The 18,532-nt window shown below is 29.8% G+C and carries 22 protein-coding genes and 1 other RNA gene; 7 read left to right on the top strand and 16 right to left on the bottom strand.

Annotated elements, in window-relative coordinates; translation table 11 throughout:
- Positions 1 to 284: 284 nt before the first annotated feature.
- Complete coding sequence (locus MHN29_RS03000; RefSeq protein ID WP_150900269.1) at positions 285 to 467, top strand: hypothetical protein; 183 nt, start codon at positions 285 to 287, stop codon at positions 465 to 467.
- 83 nt (positions 468 to 550) lie between these two features.
- On the opposite strand, the gene MHN29_RS03005 is transcribed toward MHN29_RS03000, so the two are convergent.
- Both MHN29_RS03005 and MHN29_RS03010 read right to left on the bottom strand, forming a co-directional pair.
- Entirely contained in the window at positions 551 to 1,018 is a 468-nt protein-coding gene (locus MHN29_RS03005) for a DinB family protein (protein ID WP_235273027.1), read from the bottom strand.
- A gap of 124 nt (positions 1,019 to 1,142) precedes the next feature.
- Complete coding sequence (locus MHN29_RS03010; protein ID WP_235273026.1) at positions 1,143 to 1,547, bottom strand: helix-turn-helix domain-containing protein; 405 nt, start codon at positions 1,545 to 1,547, stop codon at positions 1,143 to 1,145.
- A gap of 72 nt (positions 1,548 to 1,619) precedes the next feature.
- Between MHN29_RS03010 and MHN29_RS03015 the strand changes: the two genes are divergently transcribed.
- Positions 1,620 to 2,099 carry an ester cyclase gene (locus MHN29_RS03015; RefSeq protein WP_235273024.1) on the top strand — a complete coding sequence of 160 codons (480 nt, stop codon included), beginning with the start codon at positions 1,620 to 1,622 and terminating at the stop codon, positions 2,097 to 2,099.
- A gap of 115 nt (positions 2,100 to 2,214) precedes the next feature.
- Here the strand turns inward: MHN29_RS03015 and MHN29_RS03020 are convergent, their stop codons facing one another.
- From MHN29_RS03020 to MHN29_RS03075, 12 genes are all read right to left on the bottom strand, one after another.
- Positions 2,215 to 2,439 carry a hypothetical protein gene (locus tag MHN29_RS03020; RefSeq protein ID WP_235273016.1) on the bottom strand — a complete coding sequence of 75 codons (225 nt, stop codon included), beginning with the start codon at positions 2,437 to 2,439 and terminating at the stop codon, positions 2,215 to 2,217.
- Positions 2,440 to 2,521: 82 nt separating this feature from the next.
- A complete protein-coding gene (locus MHN29_RS03025) occupies positions 2,522 to 2,890 on the bottom strand; it encodes a hypothetical protein (protein ID WP_235273015.1) in 369 nt (122 codons plus the stop codon).
- A gap of 110 nt (positions 2,891 to 3,000) precedes the next feature.
- The gene (locus MHN29_RS03030; RefSeq protein WP_235273014.1) at positions 3,001 to 3,543 is read right to left on the bottom strand and encodes a hypothetical protein; all 543 of its coding nucleotides are present in this window, start codon (positions 3,541 to 3,543) and stop codon (positions 3,001 to 3,003) included.
- 168 nt (positions 3,544 to 3,711) lie between these two features.
- Positions 3,712 to 4,521 (bottom strand): cation transporter, encoded by an 810-nt coding sequence (locus tag MHN29_RS03035; protein ID WP_235273012.1) that lies wholly within the window; start codon positions 4,519 to 4,521, stop codon positions 3,712 to 3,714.
- A gap of 114 nt (positions 4,522 to 4,635) precedes the next feature.
- A complete protein-coding gene (locus tag MHN29_RS03040) occupies positions 4,636 to 5,217 on the bottom strand; it encodes a TIGR00730 family Rossman fold protein (protein WP_235273010.1) in 582 nt (193 codons plus the stop codon).
- A gap of 111 nt (positions 5,218 to 5,328) precedes the next feature.
- Positions 5,329 to 5,763, bottom strand: a complete 435-nt coding sequence (locus MHN29_RS03045; RefSeq protein ID WP_235273008.1) for a DUF1801 domain-containing protein — start codon at positions 5,761 to 5,763, stop codon at positions 5,329 to 5,331.
- A 171-nt stretch (positions 5,764 to 5,934) separates the two neighbouring features.
- The gene (locus MHN29_RS03050; protein ID WP_235273006.1) at positions 5,935 to 6,360 is read right to left on the bottom strand and encodes a hypothetical protein; all 426 of its coding nucleotides are present in this window, start codon (positions 6,358 to 6,360) and stop codon (positions 5,935 to 5,937) included.
- A gap of 90 nt (positions 6,361 to 6,450) precedes the next feature.
- A complete protein-coding gene (locus MHN29_RS03055; RefSeq protein ID WP_235273004.1) occupies positions 6,451 to 6,918 on the bottom strand; it encodes a GNAT family N-acetyltransferase in 468 nt (155 codons plus the stop codon).
- 313 nt (positions 6,919 to 7,231) lie between these two features.
- Entirely contained in the window at positions 7,232 to 8,269 is a 1,038-nt protein-coding gene (locus tag MHN29_RS03060) for an acetoacetate decarboxylase family protein (RefSeq protein WP_235273003.1), read from the bottom strand.
- 212 nt (positions 8,270 to 8,481) lie between these two features.
- A complete protein-coding gene (locus MHN29_RS03065) occupies positions 8,482 to 8,967 on the bottom strand; it encodes an SAF domain-containing protein (protein WP_235272997.1) in 486 nt (161 codons plus the stop codon).
- A gap of 30 nt (positions 8,968 to 8,997) precedes the next feature.
- Entirely contained in the window at positions 8,998 to 11,445 is a 2,448-nt protein-coding gene (locus MHN29_RS03070; RefSeq protein ID WP_235272995.1) for a carboxypeptidase-like regulatory domain-containing protein, read from the bottom strand.
- 5 nt (positions 11,446 to 11,450) lie between these two features.
- Entirely contained in the window at positions 11,451 to 13,061 is a 1,611-nt protein-coding gene (locus MHN29_RS03075; RefSeq protein ID WP_235272993.1) for a M23 family metallopeptidase, read from the bottom strand.
- 237 nt (positions 13,062 to 13,298) lie between these two features.
- Here MHN29_RS03075 and MHN29_RS03080 point away from each other — a divergent pair, with 237 nt between their 5' ends.
- The 4 genes from MHN29_RS03080 to rny all read left to right on the top strand — a co-directional run bounded on the left by MHN29_RS03080 (position 13,299) and on the right by rny (position 15,666).
- On the top strand, positions 13,299 to 13,589 hold the full coding sequence (locus tag MHN29_RS03080; protein ID WP_150900251.1) for a hypothetical protein: 291 nt from the start codon (positions 13,299 to 13,301) through the stop codon (positions 13,587 to 13,589).
- A 12-nt stretch (positions 13,590 to 13,601) separates the two neighbouring features.
- Complete coding sequence (locus tag MHN29_RS03085) at positions 13,602 to 13,889, top strand: cell division protein ZapA (protein WP_235272992.1); 288 nt, start codon at positions 13,602 to 13,604, stop codon at positions 13,887 to 13,889.
- A gap of 58 nt (positions 13,890 to 13,947) precedes the next feature.
- A non-coding RNA gene (ssrS, locus tag MHN29_RS03090) (6S RNA) lies at positions 13,948 to 14,053 on the top strand.
- 47 nt (positions 14,054 to 14,100) lie between these two features.
- Positions 14,101 to 15,666: a ribonuclease Y gene (gene rny / locus MHN29_RS03095; protein ID WP_150900249.1), complete on the top strand. Its 1,566-nt coding sequence runs from the start codon at positions 14,101 to 14,103 to the stop codon at positions 15,664 to 15,666.
- A 51-nt stretch (positions 15,667 to 15,717) separates the two neighbouring features.
- Here the strand turns inward: rny and MHN29_RS03100 are convergent, their stop codons facing one another.
- On the bottom strand, positions 15,718 to 16,446 hold the full coding sequence (locus MHN29_RS03100; protein ID WP_235272991.1) for a hypothetical protein: 729 nt from the start codon (positions 16,444 to 16,446) through the stop codon (positions 15,718 to 15,720).
- Between the two features lie 219 nt (positions 16,447 to 16,665).
- Here MHN29_RS03100 and MHN29_RS03105 point away from each other — a divergent pair, with 219 nt between their 5' ends.
- Positions 16,666 to 17,178 carry a DinB family protein gene (locus tag MHN29_RS03105; protein WP_235272987.1) on the top strand — a complete coding sequence of 171 codons (513 nt, stop codon included), beginning with the start codon at positions 16,666 to 16,668 and terminating at the stop codon, positions 17,176 to 17,178.
- Between the two features lie 15 nt (positions 17,179 to 17,193).
- Here the strand turns inward: MHN29_RS03105 and MHN29_RS03110 are convergent, their stop codons facing one another.
- Positions 17,194 to 18,348, bottom strand: a complete 1,155-nt coding sequence (locus tag MHN29_RS03110; RefSeq protein ID WP_235272986.1) for a gliding motility-associated C-terminal domain-containing protein — start codon at positions 18,346 to 18,348, stop codon at positions 17,194 to 17,196.
- Positions 18,349 to 18,532 lie beyond the last annotated feature (184 nt).

Below are 18,532 nucleotides of genomic sequence, written 5' to 3' on the forward strand. Positions count from 1 at the left end.
TGACGAAGCGCTCCTTTGTAATGCGTCTTTGGATCTAATGTTCCATGTAAGATTACTGTTTACAGTTTTTTGAAATAAGCATAGCAATACAAGAAGTAACATTTTTAATTTAGATTTGAGGTTCATTCATAAGCTTTTTATATAGATGACATTATTTTATAAAAGGTTACTGTTTTGATAAGATTTTAATTGTATTTGAAGGTATATCCTTACTATTATTACGGATTTTTCTTACTTAATTTAAAGCTAATTATCTATGTTTGAGTAATTAAAAATATATTTTTATGAAAAAACAAATTTTAGATTTAGGTAAAGTACTAAACAAAAAAGATCAACAAGAAATTAAAGGAGGAAGAATGTTTTTTAGTTGTGCAGATTTTTGCAGAACTAGTTGGAGAGATCCAGCTTATTATATCCAAAGTCAATTAGAGCTTTATGGATTAGATTGGTCTCATTGTGTTTGTTAATAGAGACAATTAAACATTGACGATTTAGATAAAATTATGTAAGCATGATAATTAATGTTTTAAAATATTAATTATCATGCTTTTTATTTGTTTTTAGAAATATTTGACTTTAGTATTCCTAGATAATTTATCCAAGGGCCAACTTCTTCTGTATATTGTTTGGCCATGACTCTAGATATTTGAGCAATATGGCCTAAGTCATGTACAGCCCAAGTTGAAATTAACTGTTTGAGTGTTACTTGACCAAACTCAGGATGAATTCCTGTAAGATTATAATCTTTAGTAGTAATGTTTAAAGAAATCAATTCGTTAAGATTGCTTTTTCTTATTGTTTTGAATTCTTTAATTAGCTCTTGAATTGGTTTGTTTTGGTCTTCTTTAAGTTGAGCAAAACGATCAAAAGGTTCAAAGAGTTTGTTTTCTGATTTACTTAAAATCGTTTTGATTCTAACCATCCAATCTGTTTTTTCTCCAAAGATTAAATGTCCAACAATATCATAAGGACTCCAAGTATTTTTACCTTCATTATTTACAATCCATTCTTTTGACAAACCATTTAATAAGGCCTCTAAAACTAGAGGAGTTTTTTCTAAAACCTCTATTGATTTATTTAATTCAAAGTTTATTTTAACTTATTGTGTATTCAAAGTTATTATTCTGTTTTTATCATTAGACTTACTCTAAGTTTGATGTAATATTTTGAACGACTTCATTTCTGTATTCAGTAGCTTTTTGAACAAACTCGTCAGTAACAGCTAATCCCTCTTCATGCTTTGCAGACCATAGGATAAGCTCTACTAAAACAGGTATTAAGTCTTTTCCTTTTTCTGTCAAAGAATATACCTTTTGAGTTCTTAGTTTCTCATAAACTCTCGATTCAATAAGTCCAGCTTTTTCAAGCCTTTTTAACCTATCAGATAATATATTAGTCGCTATTTTTTCTTTGGATTGTAGAAATTCTTTATAAAATTTTTTTTGATCAAAAACGAGGTCTCTAATAATTAATAAACTCCATTTATCCCCCAGTAAATCAAGAGCGTAACTAATAGGGCAGTTCGAACGATTTGTGTTTTTTTTCATGTTTACTTGTTTTTTGCAAGTAAATAATTATCTTTGCTTGCGAAATGCAAGTTAATGTAAAAAATTAATAAAATGGAAACTTTTGAGATTAATTTAAACAGATTTAAAAGAGAAAATTGGACAAATCAGGAATTTGAAAACGCTGAGGTTGTTGTAGATTTTGTACAGAATATTATGAATAATCATAATTTTGAGTATGTAAAAAAGAAATACGGTAACCATAAATACAAACAGCATAATCAAAGCATGGTTGATGGGTTAAAAGGAGTGTTAGAAGTTGTATCTAATTTTGCTAAGCGCTATCCTGATTATACATACGATGTAAAACATATGTACGTAGATGGACCATTTGTAATTGTACATTCTCATGCAACAAATAATAAAAAGCACAGAGGCAATCCTAAAAAAGGATTAAATATTATGGATGTATGGAAGGTTGAAAATGGTGAAATTACTGAACATTGGGATTCTGTTCAACCAATTCATGGTTCCATGAGATTCTTATTTTGGATGATTGGAGGAAAGTTTAGAAACAATAATACTTATTTCTAAATGGAACTTTTAATAAAGTATTGTATTTGATGATTTTCAAATTAACTATTTAAATTATCAAATACAATATTTCATCAATGCTAAATTTAGCTGTTTAGTAACCAAAATTGTATGGCTAATTAACCGTTTTTTTCTTTTTTACTAATAAGTAGATTATAAAGATAGGAGCTATCATTGGAACAATTCCCCAAGTTTTTTTTGCAATAATCCAAGCAACAAGTCCAGTAACAATGATGCCTACTAAAAAACCAATTAGTAAAGCATTAATTAATTTTGAGCTCTGTTTTTGATTAGTAATTTCTTTATCAGCTAATTCTGAGTTTTTGTTTTCTTGTATCAAAATATGTAGTAAGTTTTTTAGTTTCAATTGTTTTTAAATTGTAAATGATAAATATATGTAATGCTTTTTTATATAGATTATATTAGGTCCTTTTCAAGATTGCTATTGCAATGAAGTTTCCTCTAAAGACTACATGTAAAGAGTCTCCTTTAAATTCGTCATTTACTTTTGTTAATTTACTATTTAGCTCGCTTTCAAATTTAGTGTACTCCAATTCCCAAAGGTCATCTCTAATAAATTCAAAAAAGCTTCTTCTAAACGCAATTGAAGTTACTTTTCCGTTTGTTTCTCCAACACTCCAAACTTGTTCATTAACACTTTCATATTCATTACTGGCATTTTTTCTGATAATATTTCTAGAAATTAAGTCAGCTATATCATCACCCAAGTTTATACCAAAAGAATTCTCTTTTATATCCCATTTCCAACTTGATTTAATTATTTGTGTCATGAATGTATTGGAATAGTCTTTGTTAAAGGCAGTATTAATGATATTGGAACAATTATTTTTTTGATTGTAATATACCTTGATTAATAAAAAAGGATTGCTGGAAGAATTGTTTATTCGTTCAGAATTTTTTGAATATTTCTTTGAACTTGTTTTTCTGTATTCATTAATTCTAATATCATAATTTTTAGTACTATTTTTTCTTCTTTAGTTGTTTTAGTCATATTAGAATAGATGAAATCAATAAGTTTATTTCGTTTGTATTTTAAGAGACTTTTTCCTTCTTCTATTTCTGTTAATATAGCCAGTTTCTCATAGCTTATCAATTCTATTTTTGAGTTAGATAAGGCATTCCAGTAATTAAGTTTAATGAGTGGACCATTAATACCACCTGCTTTACTAATAACTTGAAGTAAAGAAATTGTATTATTTTTTGAGTAAAAATCAAGGGTGTCTACTAATTTTTTTTGAGAAGGTCTTTTTTTAATCATCTCCTTATTAGTATCACTAAGCTCTTTTTTCAAAGAAGAATAGAAGTTATCAATGTATTTTTTGTCTTTTCTTTCTTCATTCCAGTTATTAATCCATAAGGCAATTAATACTCCAAAAAAAACAGGAATTATTTCTTTTACAAATCCTTTGATATACTTTTTCATTTACTATGATCTAGCTAATTCTCTTTTTCAATTTTATGGGTTCAAGGTACTAAACTTCGGTAAGTATAACAAGGAATGAATTTTTAGTGGTACTTACTCACTAGTACGAGTGAATGTTTACTACCCGTATGAATGAGTAATTGCTCAAGAGCTAGAGAGAATAAAAAGTTATTTACTTAATTTTAATATTCTAAACGCTCCTTGAATAACTAAAACAAAAACGATTGTTCCAATAATTAAATCAGGTTTACTTGAATTTAACCAGTTTACTAAAAGTCCAGCTATTATTACTCCAAAATTAATAATTACATCGTTTGAAGTAAAAATCATACTTGCTTTCATATGGGCTTCTTCCTTACTTTTTGACTTTTGTAAAATGTAAAGACAAATCCCGTTTGCGATGAGCGCAAAAATTGAAACGACAATCATTGTTGAAAAATCAGGAAGTTTCTCATTGCCGAAAAATCTCCTTAACACTTCAATAAAACCTATAACAGCTAGAGTTATTTGAAAATATCCAGCCAGTTTTGCTATTCGTTTTTTTTTAATTAAAGTTCCACCAACAGCAAACAAACTAATCCCGTAAACCAAACTGTCTGCAAGCATATCTAAACTTTCTGCAATTAACCCCATTGACTTTGAGATTATACCCGTTGTCATTTCTATTAAGAAAAATGTAAAGTTAATTCCCAATACAGACCAGAGTAGTTTTTTCTGGTTTGCATTTTCTTTGAAATCTGTTTTGTCGGTTTGTTCAGTTGAGATCTTTTTTCCTCCCAAATTGAGTTCAAGAATTGATTTTTCGATTTGGTGAATTTCTCCGTTGTGGAAAACAGTCAATTTTCGGTTTGCTATGTCAAAGTTCAAATTAGCAATGCTTGAGATTCCATCCAATTTCATTCTGATGAGGTTTTCTTCTGAAGGACAATCCATTTTTGATATCTCAAATATTGTTTTATTTAGTTGTTTTCTCGACATAAATCACAGCTTATTTATATGAGCTAAAAGTTAGTTTACTTTTCTTATTATAAGAGTTCAATGTACTAAACTTCAGTTAGTAATACAGAGAAGTAGATATTGTTTTATTGAATTTTAAGTAGTTTCTTTCGTAATCCATTTACCAGTGGTTGGAGCTTGATAAGTTTTCATTTTAGTAAGAAGCTCATCAATATGGTCACTAATTAAAACCATTTTTCTATTTCTTTCTTTTAAAAGTCCCATTGTAACCATATGATCTAAAAAAGTAATAAGGTTATTGTAAAATCCATTAATATTAAGAATTCCAATTGGTTTTTTATGCAAACCTAATTGTCCCCACGTTAGCATTTCAAAAAGTTCTTCCATGGTTCCAAAACCTCCAGGTAAAGCAATAACACCATCGCAAAGCTCATTCATTTTGGTTTTTCTCTCGTGCATGGAATCCACTAAGATTAATTCAGTTAATCCAGTATGAGCTATTTCTTTTGATTTAAGAAAAGTTGGTAAAACACCTATTACTTTTCCTGAATTTGAAAGTGCTCCATTAGCTACTGCTCCCATTAATCCAACATTTGCTCCACCATAAACCAATTCAATATTTTCAAGAGCTAGCTTTTTTCCAAGCTCTTTTGCTTGAAGTTCAAAATTATTGTCAGTCCCAAAACTTGAACCGCAAAAAATTGTAATTCTTTTCATTCTAGTATTTACTTGTTTTATATGATCCGTAACATGTTCATTAATGGTTTCGTTACGTTGGTCTAAGTTAGCAAATAAGAAATGAATTAAAGATATTGTTGGCTGGTTGTTCTAATTTCTGCAAGCACACTCGTGGTGTTCATTAAGGTAAGCGATTGTTTCCATACATAGTTTTTCTACAATTGTGATATTTATGTCTTCTAATTTCTTAAAATAAATACAAGCTTTTCCCATTTTGAATTTGCCTAAATCTTTCAAAAGGACATCGCTTTTTTCTGTTTTCGAATAGACATAGAGTGAAAATTGTGCTTTTCGTGGTGAAAATCCTATCAAAGGAGCATCGCCTTCATGACCACTAGCATATTTATAGTGATAACTTCCAAAGCCAATAATTGTTGGTCCCCACATTTTTGGTTCAAATCCTGACCATTTACTCATTAATTCTATTAGTTTATGACTATCAGATTTTTTTTGTTCATTATCAACGTATGACTCTATAAAATCAAATACATTCACTTCCGTTTCAGTTGTCTTATTTTTTGCCATCTCTCTTATCGTTTTATTATTGGAGTTTATAGTTTTACAATGCTTACCAATGATCCGTATTATGATTTCATTGTTGAAAAATCCATAGGATTTTTTTGTTGAAGGAATTGTAGTTTAAAAATAAGAAAAGTTTTTTTTAGTTAATTGTTGAATCACAAGGGGTTATAGTGTTTAGTTCTTGTATTTTATTTTAATAGCGCTAAAACCTCCTTTGGGATCATATGATGTGGATATACTTCCCCAATCAAATTCACTGTCTTTGCCTACTTTTATGTTCAGCCATTTTTTGAGATATTTATATTTCTTTAATTCTTGTTTTTCAGTCCACGAATTCCAGTTCGAATCTAATTCAAAAGGTTTAGTATTAACATTGAAAGAAATAAGCTTGAGCTTTTCGTTTTTAAACCCAAGAAAAAATAAATAATATTCGTTTTCAATTTTTAGGTTTTTAATGTCAATCCATTTCCATTCAGTTCCCATTTCCCTAGTTTCTTGGATTTCTCCTAATTTCAATTCTTTTATTTCTTGAAATCTAAAATTAGGTTTCAATGTCAATATATTATTTATACTAATATTTCCAGTTTTAGAGTCTATCATAAGAAGTGGGTGTAAGGGTTTTGGTTATGCGCAGTATCCCGAAGGGCATTACCTATAGGTGTTGTTGTACACTGACTTTTTTATTTTAAGTCAATTGTTATCTATTGTCAAATTCATTCTATAGTAGAGATTATCTATCGAATTATTGATAAAATCAGATGGTAGTTCCATTTTGTCAATTTTAAAAAATCCATTTTTGGTATAGAACTTTTGAGCAGCTTTGAATTGGTTCATTGTACCAAGATATATTCTCTCAATTTTTTCATCTCGTAACCAATCAATTGCGGTTTGGATTAATAATCTTGATACACCAATATTTTTACCTCTAAACTCTTTTTTAACAAACATACTTTTTAAAATAGCATTATTATTTTTAAGCCTAATAACTCCAATTGTACCAATTAATAATTCGTCCTTCTTTACTAACCATAAGTTGTCAAAATTCTTCTTTGTAGACGAATTTGATGATACTATCGGTTCTTCAAATTCTTTTGCTATTTCTTCTACTAACGAATTAATTTCCAGGTGTTCTTCTTCTTTATACAGACTGATTCTCATTGTTTAATCTCTACTATCATTTAATTAACGCCAACTTTTTATATATGGAACTTTCAATAAAATAAGTTCCGTTTATCTTTTTCAATTTTTATCATTTGCAATATAAAGAAAGAGAATATTATAATTCCTCAAAAGTTTTTTTAGTTCATAACAATTTATCATACTAGAAAATTTTTGAAATCATAGTTACATTGGAAAATTGCTCACTTAAGAGAGAGCAATTTTCATGAGCTATGGGTAGTAATTTTATTCTAAAATGAAATAGAATTATCATTGGAATATAACATATAGCCCACAGTATTTTATTAAAACATTAAAAAGCATTTCCTGTTAACCCAAAAGGAATCGTATTTTTAAGATAGAAGCCACCAATTATACGAGAAGGTTTTAAATCTAAAGGATGGTTAAATGAAATAGCATCGGTATTGGTTGTAATTGATGGTTTACCGAATTTTAATGTTATCAAATTCGGATATTGATTAGCTGTTTGAATAACGCTATTTTCATTACCACCTGTATTCCCAACTACTATTATTTTCCCATTTCTAATTTGTAGAGACTTTAATAATTGTAGATTAATCATTTCTTGCTTAACATCGTTACTAATGTTATAATTTTCAGTATTGATACTCATATTCATTGTACCTCCTAATTGATTTTCTGCATATCCATAATATAAAGGAGTGTTTCTGAAAAAATTAATATCTCCCATTGTTTTAGGTAAGCCTAGTCCAATAATACCAGCTCTCATTGAATGCTCATCGGTTACAGGCATATAAACACAGTGAAAAAATTCTTGACCTTGATATTCAACAAGTATTGATATTGCATTTTCTTTATATGGTGTTGCCCCGAAATCTAACTTATAAAAGTCATTAAAGAAAGCAAAGACTATCATACGACTTGGCATATTAAATTCATCAGGAATTAAGCTTTTATATACTTCTACATTGTCAGTTTCATAATACATAAAGATACCATCGTTTTCGAGATAACGATAGGGAGTATATCCGCTATTAGTGATGTTATCAATGGTAAAATCAATTGTTTTAGTATTTGAACTTACACCATTAGATGCTACTAATGTAATTTGATAGGTACCATTTTCTGTAAAATAAATTGAAGTATTGTCGTCTGTAGTATTTTCAATTACTCCATCAGAAGATGACCATTTGTAGGTAGTTGCATTTTGAGATAAATTAGTAAGAGCTACAATCGCTTGATTTTCGCCTAATAGTATTTCAGTTTCAAAATTAGCAATTACAATTGATTCAGGGGGATTATCGTTTTCATTACAAGAAAGAAAAACAACACTTATAAGAAATAGCAATGTTAAATTTAATTTATTCATATCTAAAAGTTTTATTCTATCCTATAGACTTTAAAACTTTTAAATGGTTTAAATAACTAAAATTTTATAAAAGGTTTTATTTAATGAAATACGGGAATTAACTAAGGAATAATACACTTTAATACTTAGATTAAGTATGAAAGGGATTAATTCTAAGTGAGTTTCAACCAAGTTTCGCTTAGAATATCTGTGATTTTATATTAATTGAGTAGTTATTTTTTATTAGAGTAATATTCACCTAAAACTGCTTTTCCTGCTTTTTTCTCAAAATTTTTATTAAAAGTAAACATGTCCCAAAACCAAATACGTTGGGCTATTTTCAATTCAAATTTTCGTTTAGTTACTTTTCCATTTTCAATTTCGTCAAATCGATAATAATATCCATCTGGTAAATAGACAGGCAATTGTCCAATAGTTAACATTGAAGCTGTTAAGGGTTGCCCACAAACAAAGCTCTTTCTTATTGGATAAAGTTTTATTTTTAAATCAGCTTTGGTGCTATCGGAAATTATATTAAATAAGTTTGAAGAAGCTAATATTTTAAGCTCCTTTTTTAAAGTATCATTATCAATATATACACTAGGTTTCGGATTGTTGTTTTTAAGTTTTCTATACTCTTTCGGATAAATTTTATATGAATAACAAGAATTACAAAGAATAGCTAAAAGACCTAAAATTATCAGATACGTTTTTTTCATAATTTCTTGTTATTTGTTCACATAAGAAACTTAAAATTGCATTCCTACTCTAAAATTCAAAACTCTACCAGTCATAAAATTCGGTATTCCGTATTGTGCTTTACTATAAGCATCTCTAACCCATGTATTGGTAATTGAATTACGTATATCAAATACATTAAATAACTCCAAACCAGCGGTAAACTCTTTAAAATTCTTTAAAAAACCAGTCTTGTGTTGTTTGTTAACATCGGCAAAGACATAAGAAATACCAACATCTGCACGTTTATAATCGTCTAACCTAGTTTGATATTGATAAACATCTGCATAAGCAGGAGCCCCACCAGGTAATCCTGTATTGTAAACAATATTTAAATGCGCTTTTAAATCTGGTAAATTAGGTACATAATCTTGAAATAAAGCACCAAATTTTAAACGTTGGTCGGTAGGTCTTGCAATATAACCTCGATTATTAATGTTTTCCTCTGTTTTTAAGTATCCAAAACTTACCCAGCTATCATTACCAGGAACAAATTCACCATTTAAACGTATGTCTAAACCATAAGCATAGGCATCAGTAACATTATCGGCACGATAACGTATACGAACATTGTCTACAGAATAAGCATTAACATCAGATAAGTCTTTATAATATAATTCTGTAGTTAGTTTAAATGGACGTTCCCATAGTATAAAACTGTAGTCATTACCCGCAACAAGGTGAATAGACTTTTGAGCTTTTACATTCGGATTTATTTGTCCATCATAACCACGTAGTTCTTTATAAAATGGGGGTTGAGAATACCATCCTCCTGAAATTCTAAAAAGCATGTCTTTTTCCCAATCTGGTTTTATAGCAAATTGTGCTCTTGGGCTAAAAATAAATTGATTATCACTACTACTAGTAGTAGCTGTTTTTACTTTCCAAGTTTGTCCTCTTACACCAATATTCATCCAAACCTGATGATCTCCCCAGTTTGTTTTTCTACTAAATTGAACAAATCCTGAAAAACGATTAATGTCTACTTCATTCTCAGCTCTAATATTTCTAAAAGGTTCTATAGGGCCAGTAAATGGTTGGTAAGGTTGATTATTTCCTGTATGATGAGGTGGGCGTACCGAAAACCCTAATGAGTCGATTACTTCCCATTCGCGTATACGATCTTTAATGTTTTCTGTTTGATATTTTATTCCCGCTCTCCATTCATTTTTTCCATCTTTTAGCGTTGCTCTAAGTTGAACATTACTAATCAAGGCATCTAAATCGTTACGAGCATGATTGATTTGCGATCCTATTCCTTGAGAAAATTGTACTTCACCAAAACTTTCAGAACCTATATTACTATCAACTTGGCCTAAATTATAGGAAGCAGCAATATCAAAATGTTCTTCTTCTTGAGTGTTAAATGAAGAAACTGTTCCTGTAATTTTTAAGTTTTCGTTAGCTTGATATTCCGCAGAAAAAGCTCCGAAAAGTGTTTTAAACTGATCTATTTCTTGTCCTTGATAAAACACAATCAACTCTAAAGGATTGGCAAGGGTACCAAAACGAGTTTTTCTCGTTAAAGGTTTGTAGTTATAATCGTTTAGTGAAAAGTTACTTAATAAATTTAAGGTAAGTTTATCTGTAGCTTTGTATGATAAAAAAGTTTGTACATCTGTAAAACGAGGTCTAAAATTAACTTCTACTTGTTTACTATTTACAAATAAGCTATTGTCTCGATAACGAAGCCCAACAATTGCACTTAGTTTATTGTTTAAAAAAGTATCTTCAATAGAAAAACTTCCTCCCAATAAACTTAAGTCTAATTTAGCTGCAAAATCTTTAGGCTTTCTATAGGTAATGTCTAAAACAGAAGAAAGTCTATCGCCATATTTTGCTTGGAAACCTCCTGCCGAAAAATTAATATTTTGTACTAAATGCGGATTTATAAAACTCAATCCTTCTTGTTGTCCTGAACGAATTAAAAAAGGGCGGTATACTTCAATACCATTGACATACACTAGGTTTTCGTCAAAGTTTCCTCCACGAACATTGTATTGGGTACTTAGTTCATTGTTATTGCTAACCCCAGGAAGTGTCATTAAAATATTTTCTACTCCAGCATTGGCACCTAAAATAGTCGTTGCTTTTTTGGCTTCTATTTTAGTAATTCCTTGAGCTTCTTTTTTTAGATTCTTTATAACTACTTCTTCTAATTCTTGAGATTTGAAGTTTAAAGTAGGAGAGTAGTTAAAAACTTTTCTACCTCTTGAGGTAAACTTTTTTACAACTGATTTATAGGATACATGACTAAAAGTTACAGCAACCGTTTTTCGCATAGGAATGGTAAATTGATAAGTACCATCAGCATTAGTAGTTGTACCTTTTGATAAGTAGGAAATCGCTACTCCTTCAATGGGTATATTATATTTGTTTGTAATTTTTCCTTTTACAATCACTGTTTTTTGTGCAAAAACTAATGAAGGGAACAGTAGTAATAAAAGTAGTTTTCTCAAGGGTTTTATAATTTATTTTTTTTGAAAAATGTAGCGGAAAAAGTTTTAGTATTTCCCACATTATCAGATACTACAAGTTTAAAAAGATGTTTGCTACCTACCAACTTTTTATCGGAAAAATCGTAAGTCAGGATGCCTTTTTTATGGTTGTACTCCATTAAAACCCACTTACCATCTATGGTTGCGCGATAATTTTTTATTCCAGATTCGCGATCTTTTATTCTTAATTTTAAAGTTTTGTTTTTTGAAATCCATTGTCCATCTTTAAAATTATAAGATTGGATGGTTGGTTTTACCTTATCGAATAATAATGTATAATCACCTAGTACTTTGGTAGTGGTAAATACTTTATCAATTCTTTTTCTAGTTGAAACGTATCTTGGATATTTTGGATTGGTAACATTTGCAATATATACATGTTGCTTTTGTTCTTCATTTAAAAATGATGTTTCAAACGTTAATGTATATCTTTTGTCAAGAGGAATGGTAGGGTTATGAATTTTAGCAATTCCATTGTCTAAAGAAAAATCAATGAAGCAATCTTCATAGAATGTATTTTTAGGAAAAGCTATAGTTATGTTTTTAAGCGTGAACTTATTAAAGTCTTTGGCTATTACTTTGTAATTAGTAGTGTCTTTTCGCATGAAAACTAAATTACTTTCTACTCCTTTTACTGGAATAGTTAACGTAGAAATATTGTTTTTAAAATCTTTGGCAATAATCTCAATATTGTAACTAGCTCCTTTTTCGATATTTATTTTACCATTGTTCACTAAGTCTTCATAAAGGCTTAATCTGTTAGCTTCTACCTTATGAGTTTTTTGAACTCTGTTCTTATAGGTTTTGTAATGTTCGTAATCAATTAATAAGTTGATGTATTTACTTTCAGCAAAAGAAAAAGTTTCAACATCGTGGTAATAAACTCTACTACCATTTACTTTCATTTCTAAACTATAAATACCGTTTTTATTTAAGGCCCCATTTAATCTGTCAAAAACACTAATTCCAAAACCAATTACACCGCTGGCATTAATACTTTCACTGATGAATTTATTGTCTCCTATACTTTTAAACGATATGAGAGTTTTTAATGAAGAGTTATTAATACGAGAATTATCATTAAGTGGATAGGCGATTAATTTTTTTATACTTGGACTTTTATCGTCGGCCACAGTTAAACCAAAATGCATTGGATTGATAATGTGTTCGGTTTCTGTATTTCTTATCTCATAATGTAAATGAGGTCCTCCCGAACTTCCTGTATCACCAGTATAACCTATGATATCTCCTTTTTTTACAGGAAATTTTTCTGGTTTAGGAAAAAGGTTTCCAGTGTTATAGTTTTCTTTTTTGTACTGTATAGCTTTTACATACTTCTGAATTTTTGGTGCATATTTTTTAAGATGCCCATATACAGTAGTATAACCATTTGGGTGTTTTACATATAGGGCTTTACCATAACCATATTGCTTTACTTTGATACGAGATACATATCCATCGGCAGGAGCATATATTGGAATTCCTTGTTTTCCTTGAGTTTTAATATCAATTCCAGAATGAAAGTGATTACTTCTTAATTCACCAAAAGTACCCGAAAGTACAATAGGAATTTTCAAAGGTGCTGAAAAATAGTTTTTTGGATATTGTTTTTGCGCGTAGCTAAAACAAAAAACGAAGCTTAAAAAGAAAGAGAAAATAAATTTCAAATGATAACAGTTTTAAACAAAAATACTAAAATAATATCAAAGAGTTAGACGCTTAATTACTAGTGTTTTAGTAAAATATAGCAAAAGAGTTGCGATTTAAAATCTATATTAATAACTTTGTAGATATAGTTTTATTCTAAAAATTAAATGAGTAACCCTTTAGAAGCAGTTCATTTACTGGAAGATAAGTTGAAAAAACTACTTTCTTATTATGAATTTTTAAAAGAAGAAAATCAGGTTCTGCTTCAAAATAATGCTAAGTTACATATTTTATTAGAAGAGAAAGAGCAACAATTAAAAGCAAGAGATGAAGAATATAAATTGCTTAAAGTTGCAAAAACTATAGAAGGTAGTAACGAAAACACGAGAGAAACAAAACTCAAAATAAATGCTTTAGTTCGAGAGATTGATAAATGTATTACTCTTTTGAATTCATAAAAAGTTCTTTACATGGCAAAAATAAAGGTTAATGTAGTAATTGCTGGTAGAACGTATCCGTTAAGTGTGAAAGACACAAATGAAGAGGAAGGAATGCGTAAGGCTGCAAAAAACATTAATGAGTTGATTGCTAAGTTTGAACAAAATTATGCGGTAGCAGATAAACAAGATGTGTTAGCAATGTGTGCATTGCAATATGCGTCAAAAGCAGAAATAGTATCATTAACAAATACTAAAGAAAATACCGAAGTATTACATAAAATAAATGAATTGACTAAGTTGTTAGAAGATCATTTATAACGTTCTTTAAAATACATAAATTTAATATTACTGCCTACATTAGTACATTGTTTGTTAAACTCAACACTATTTATTTAGAAAGGATGAGTCTTGGTTAGTAAAGCATGCCGATTTATTCGGATCCTTGATAAGCCAGTTAGTCCTAAACTTGTTTTTTGGAGTTTATAAAACCCTATTAATGTAGGTTTTTTTATACAATCAAATCAAAATTATGGAAGGAATATTATTCCCTGTTTTAGCAGGGATTATAGGGGTAGCAATAGGGTTCTTTATTGCTAAAATGTTAGAGAGATCTAACGCTAATAAATTAATTCAAGAGACTAAGAAAGAGGCTAAGAATATTGTAAAAGAAGCAAGAGTAGAAGCAGATGCAATAAAAAAGGATAAAATATTACAAGCCAAAGAAAAGTTCATAGAATTAAAATCTGAACACGAAAAGGTAATTTTATCAAGGGAAAAGAAAGTTTCTGACGTAGAAAAGAGAATAAGAGATAAAGAAAGTCAAGTTTCTTCAGAATTAGATAAGAATAAAAAATTAAATAAATCACTTGAGAAAAAAGCAGGAGATTTAGATTATAAATTAGACTTTTTAGATAAAAAAGAAACTGAATTAGATAAGCTTCATAAGCGTCATGTAGAAATGCTAGAACAAATCTCAGGTTTGTCTGCTGAAGACGCTAAAACAGAATTAGTAGCTTCGTTAAAGGATGAAGCTAAAGCTGATGCAATGTCTTTTGTACAAGACACTGTAGAAGAGGCAAAAATGACAGCTCAACAAGAAGCTAGAAAAGTTGTTTTAAATACTATTCAAAGAGTAGGAGTAGAACAGGCTGTAGAAAACTGTGTGTCTGTATTTAACTTAGAATCTGATGATGTTAAGGGGCGAATCATTGGTAGAGAAGGACGTAACATACGTGCTTTAGAAGCTGCTACTGGAGTTGAAATTATTGTTGATGATACACCAGAAGCAATTATTTTATCTTGTTTTGATCCAGTTCGTAGAGAAATTGCTCGTTTATCAATGCATAAATTGGTAACTGACGGAAGAATTCATCCAGCAAGAATTGAAGAAATTGTAAAGAAGACCGAGAAGCAAATTGGTCAAGAAATCATAGAAGTTGGTAAGCGTACTGTTATAGATTTAGGAATTCATGGATTACACCCTGAGTTAATTAAAACTGTAGGACGTATGAAGTACCGTTCTTCTTATGGGCAAAATTTATTACAACACTCTCGTGAAGTAGCTAACCTTTGTGGTATTATGGCTGCTGAAATGGGATTGAATGCTAAAGCTGCTAAAAGAGCTGGTTTATTACACGATATTGGTAAGGTGCCAGAAACAGAAAGTGAATTGCCGCACGCATTATTAGGAATGCAATGGGCTGAGAAATATGGTGAAAAACCAGATGTATGTAATGCAATTGGAGCGCACCACGATGAAATTGAAATGAAGAGTTTATTATCGCCAATAGTACAAGTATGTGATGCTATTTCTGGAGCTAGACCTGGTGCTCGTAGACAAGTATTAGATTCTTATATTCAACGTTTAAAAGATTTAGAAGACATTGCTTTTGGGTTTAATGGAGTTCAAAAAGCTTATGCAATTCAAGCTGGACGTGAATTAAGAGTAATGGTTGAGAGTGCTAAAGTAAACGATGCTAAAGCTGCTGAGTTATCATTTAATATTTCACAAAAAATTCAAAATGATATGACGTATCCAGGGCAAGTTAAAGTAACTGTAATACGAGAAACAAGAGCTGTTAATGTTGCTAAATAATTAATAGCTTAATCAATAAAAAAAGCCTCATCATTTGATGAGGCTTTTTTGTTATCTATTTCTTCTTGATTTTCCTTTTTGTTCTGGAGTTGCTTTGAAGTATAAATCGTCATTGTGATTTCTTCTTTGCTTACGTCTTTTAATAATTCTACTTCTCTTACCAATTTTTGCATTTGGTACTGCTCTGTAATAATAGAAGTTATTATCTTCTTTAAATTGACGGTAGTTTCTTCTGAAGTTTCTTTTGTAGAAATATACATCATCGTAATCAAATACACTTCCAATATTAATATCAATATCTATGTTGTCATTATAATATACATCATCTCCACAGTACTCATCAAATTTTACATTTCCATAAAATCTTGGATTTCCCCAACGATCGTATCTAATTGTTAAATTACCGACTTTAGATAATTGTCCAAAACGATATCTTATATAAACACTACCAATTCGTTTTACATTTCCTCTGCTATCATAGTTTATAAAAGTATTACCTACACGTCTTACTCTCCCTTTGAAGTCACGTTCAATTCTAACACCACGGTTTACTCTAGTGCGTCTACCATAATAATCTACATACCTAGTGTTTTTATAGTGAGTGTTAAAGTCAAAATCACCATTTAAAAATACATGAAATTGCACACCTCTTTCTACGAAGGTAACTACATCATCATAGCGATTTGTAACCCCAATTTTGCTAGTTGATTTGTTTGTGTTATTAGCGTTTACTGTTGCTAATGACATGATTGCTAATAAAAAAAGTATCCCTGTTCTCATAATTGCTAATTTTAGGGTTATGCTTACTCTGTTCGCTTTTCGGCTTCCGCGTTTGAAGTGTAATTTTCAAAGAGCGTGCCAAAAAAATGAAGTAACAGGCTATCGTGACTTTTTAAGAGAAGAAATGTAGTTTTATTTATTTGATAATGAGTTGTTTGATAAATTTTACAAAAATATTTTATGAGTACTTGTAAAAAGCTCTATATTTATACGACACACTTGAAAAATTTAGATTTACAAATGATTGATGCAATTGAGAAAAACTTACAAAGAGGAGTTAAGTTATTAAATTCTATTACCGATGAACAATATAGTAATAAGAATGTGCCTCCTTACTATTCAAGTATCGGAGCCAACATGCGTCATATCTTAGATGTTTTTGCGTGCATTTTTAGTGGTTTAGATACAAATTGTGTTGATTTTTCTAATAGAGAGCGTAATCAATTAGCGGAAGAAAAAACAGCTGCGGGTATTGAATATTTTAATAGTGTAATTTGTCAATTACATTCATTGAATCCAGCTGATTTCAATAAGATTATTTCTGTTACTGATGATTTAGGAACTGGTAAAGTAACTACTAATTATACTTTAGCGAGTGCTCTGGCTCAAGCTCATAGTCATGCAATACATCATTTTGCAAGTATTGGTTTTATTATTAATCAATTAGATATAGAACTACCTGATCCTGATTTTGGTTATAATCCAACAACACCTAAGAGAGCTGTCTCTTAAGTGTTGCATTTATTTTTATCTTTGAATGTATACCCATCCTTTTTGTGTTTTACTTAATGAATCGTTACCAAACTTTAAAGTGTAGAAGTAAGTTCCAACAGGTAAATCATCATTAGCATTTACAGTAGCTCTTCCAGAAGACTTTCCATTCCAATCGTTTTTATAATCAGTTGTTTTGTAAACTAGATTTCCCCATCTGTTGTAAACCTCTAATTCACTTTTGTTATATTGCTCTAATCCTTCAAATACTAAAGTTTCGTTAGTGCTATCTCCATTAGGAGTGAATATGATGTTTACATCATCTAATTTTCCATTAGCTACACCAGCACCTATAGTGATGATTTCATAATCATTAGGGATAAACTTGTTTGAAGTTACTTGTCCAGAAGTTAAGTTACCTGATACATTACTACTTCCAAGATCCATCCATTTGTTTTCAGTTTTACTCCATCCTACAACTTTTAATTCTTCTACATTATTAGCTATAGCTGTAATATCACTTTGACTATCCCAAGTTAATGTAACTGTTGTTTTGTTAGTTCCTTTTAAGTTCCAAAACTCAACTTGACTAATGTTTTCTATAAAAGCTTGCTTTTGATTTGTAACAAAAGTTTGAGCAATAGTAGTTGGTGAATTTGGATCTTCGTTAAAATAAGCTCCTTTAAAAGTAGTGTTTTGGTTTTGAGCAGGAACAATCATTGGTCTTAATTTGTTATCAGCTCCAATAGGAAAAACAAATTCTTCAGTTCCAGAAACATAAGCATAACCATCAACATGTCTGTTATCATCTTCACCAGCATAAAAATCATGTTGAATAAAATCTAAAGAAACATTAGCATCTGATTTTGGAGTAACAACCTTTCCATTTATAAAGCTTAATTCATTAGTTACTCCTAAAGAGTTTTTAAGTTCTACATTATTAGTAGCATCTATTTCTACATTTTGAAAAGTAGCTTTGTTGCTTCCAGAAACAGTTATTGTTTCATTATTGCTGTAAAAACCAGCTAAACCTTCGTTGTTGTTGTCAAGAGTACCATCATTAGTTAAATCAGTATGAAAGCCAACGCTAGCGTTTGTATGCATCTTTACATTACCAAAATTGTGAAATGCAGTTTGAGCACCTACAGAATATGTAAATAATAATACGGCTATTTTAGTTATTGTTTTCATAATTATTGATTTAAAATGGTTGTTGTTATGTAAATGTTTCTTTGTATTTACACTTCAAAGATGCTTCAAATCAATAAGGATTAATGGCGGTTTTAGTTGAACTGTGTTTTTCTACCGATTAGCGAATTTGACTAGAAAAATCAAGGTCAAAAAAATACCATTTAACGTACGTTAAATGGTATTC

This window comes from Tenacibaculum sp. Cn5-46 (assembly GCF_022347705.1).
Classification (GTDB): domain Bacteria; phylum Bacteroidota; class Bacteroidia; order Flavobacteriales; family Flavobacteriaceae; genus Polaribacter; species Polaribacter aiptasiae.

Coding starts and splice junctions, on each gene's coding strand:
- MHN29_RS03080 (WP_150900251.1), top strand. CDS start 13,299: ATGAGTAACCCTTTAGAAGCAGTTCATTTACTGGAAGATAAGTTGAAA.
- MHN29_RS03100 (WP_235272991.1), bottom strand. CDS start 16,446: ATGAGAACAGGGATACTTTTTTTATTAGCAATCATGTCATTAGCAACA.
- MHN29_RS03030 (WP_235273014.1), bottom strand. CDS start 3,543: ATGAAAAAGTATATCAAAGGATTTGTAAAAGAAATAATTCCTGTTTTT.
- MHN29_RS03110 (WP_235272986.1), bottom strand. CDS start 18,348: ATGAAAACAATAACTAAAATAGCCGTATTATTATTTACATATTCTGTA.
- MHN29_RS03010 (WP_235273026.1), bottom strand. CDS start 1,547: ATGAAAAAAAACACAAATCGTTCGAACTGCCCTATTAGTTACGCTCTT.
- MHN29_RS03050 (WP_235273006.1), bottom strand. CDS start 6,360: ATGATAGACTCTAAAACTGGAAATATTAGTATAAATAATATATTGACA.
- MHN29_RS03015 (WP_235273024.1), top strand. CDS start 1,620: ATGGAAACTTTTGAGATTAATTTAAACAGATTTAAAAGAGAAAATTGG.
- MHN29_RS03035 (WP_235273012.1), bottom strand. CDS start 4,521: ATGTCGAGAAAACAACTAAATAAAACAATATTTGAGATATCAAAAATG.
- MHN29_RS03085 (WP_235272992.1), top strand. CDS start 13,602: ATGGCAAAAATAAAGGTTAATGTAGTAATTGCTGGTAGAACGTATCCG.
- MHN29_RS03055 (WP_235273004.1), bottom strand. CDS start 6,918: ATGAGAATCAGTCTGTATAAAGAAGAAGAACACCTGGAAATTAATTCG.
- MHN29_RS03045 (WP_235273008.1), bottom strand. CDS start 5,763: ATGGCAAAAAATAAGACAACTGAAACGGAAGTGAATGTATTTGATTTT.
- MHN29_RS03060 (WP_235273003.1), bottom strand. CDS start 8,269: ATGAATAAATTAAATTTAACATTGCTATTTCTTATAAGTGTTGTTTTT.
- MHN29_RS03025 (WP_235273015.1), bottom strand. CDS start 2,890: ATGACACAAATAATTAAATCAAGTTGGAAATGGGATATAAAAGAGAAT.
- rny (WP_150900249.1), top strand. CDS start 14,101: ATGGAAGGAATATTATTCCCTGTTTTAGCAGGGATTATAGGGGTAGCA.
- MHN29_RS03040 (WP_235273010.1), bottom strand. CDS start 5,217: ATGAAAAGAATTACAATTTTTTGCGGTTCAAGTTTTGGGACTGACAAT.
- MHN29_RS03000 (WP_150900269.1), top strand. CDS start 285: ATGAAAAAACAAATTTTAGATTTAGGTAAAGTACTAAACAAAAAAGAT.
- MHN29_RS03065 (WP_235272997.1), bottom strand. CDS start 8,967: ATGAAAAAAACGTATCTGATAATTTTAGGTCTTTTAGCTATTCTTTGT.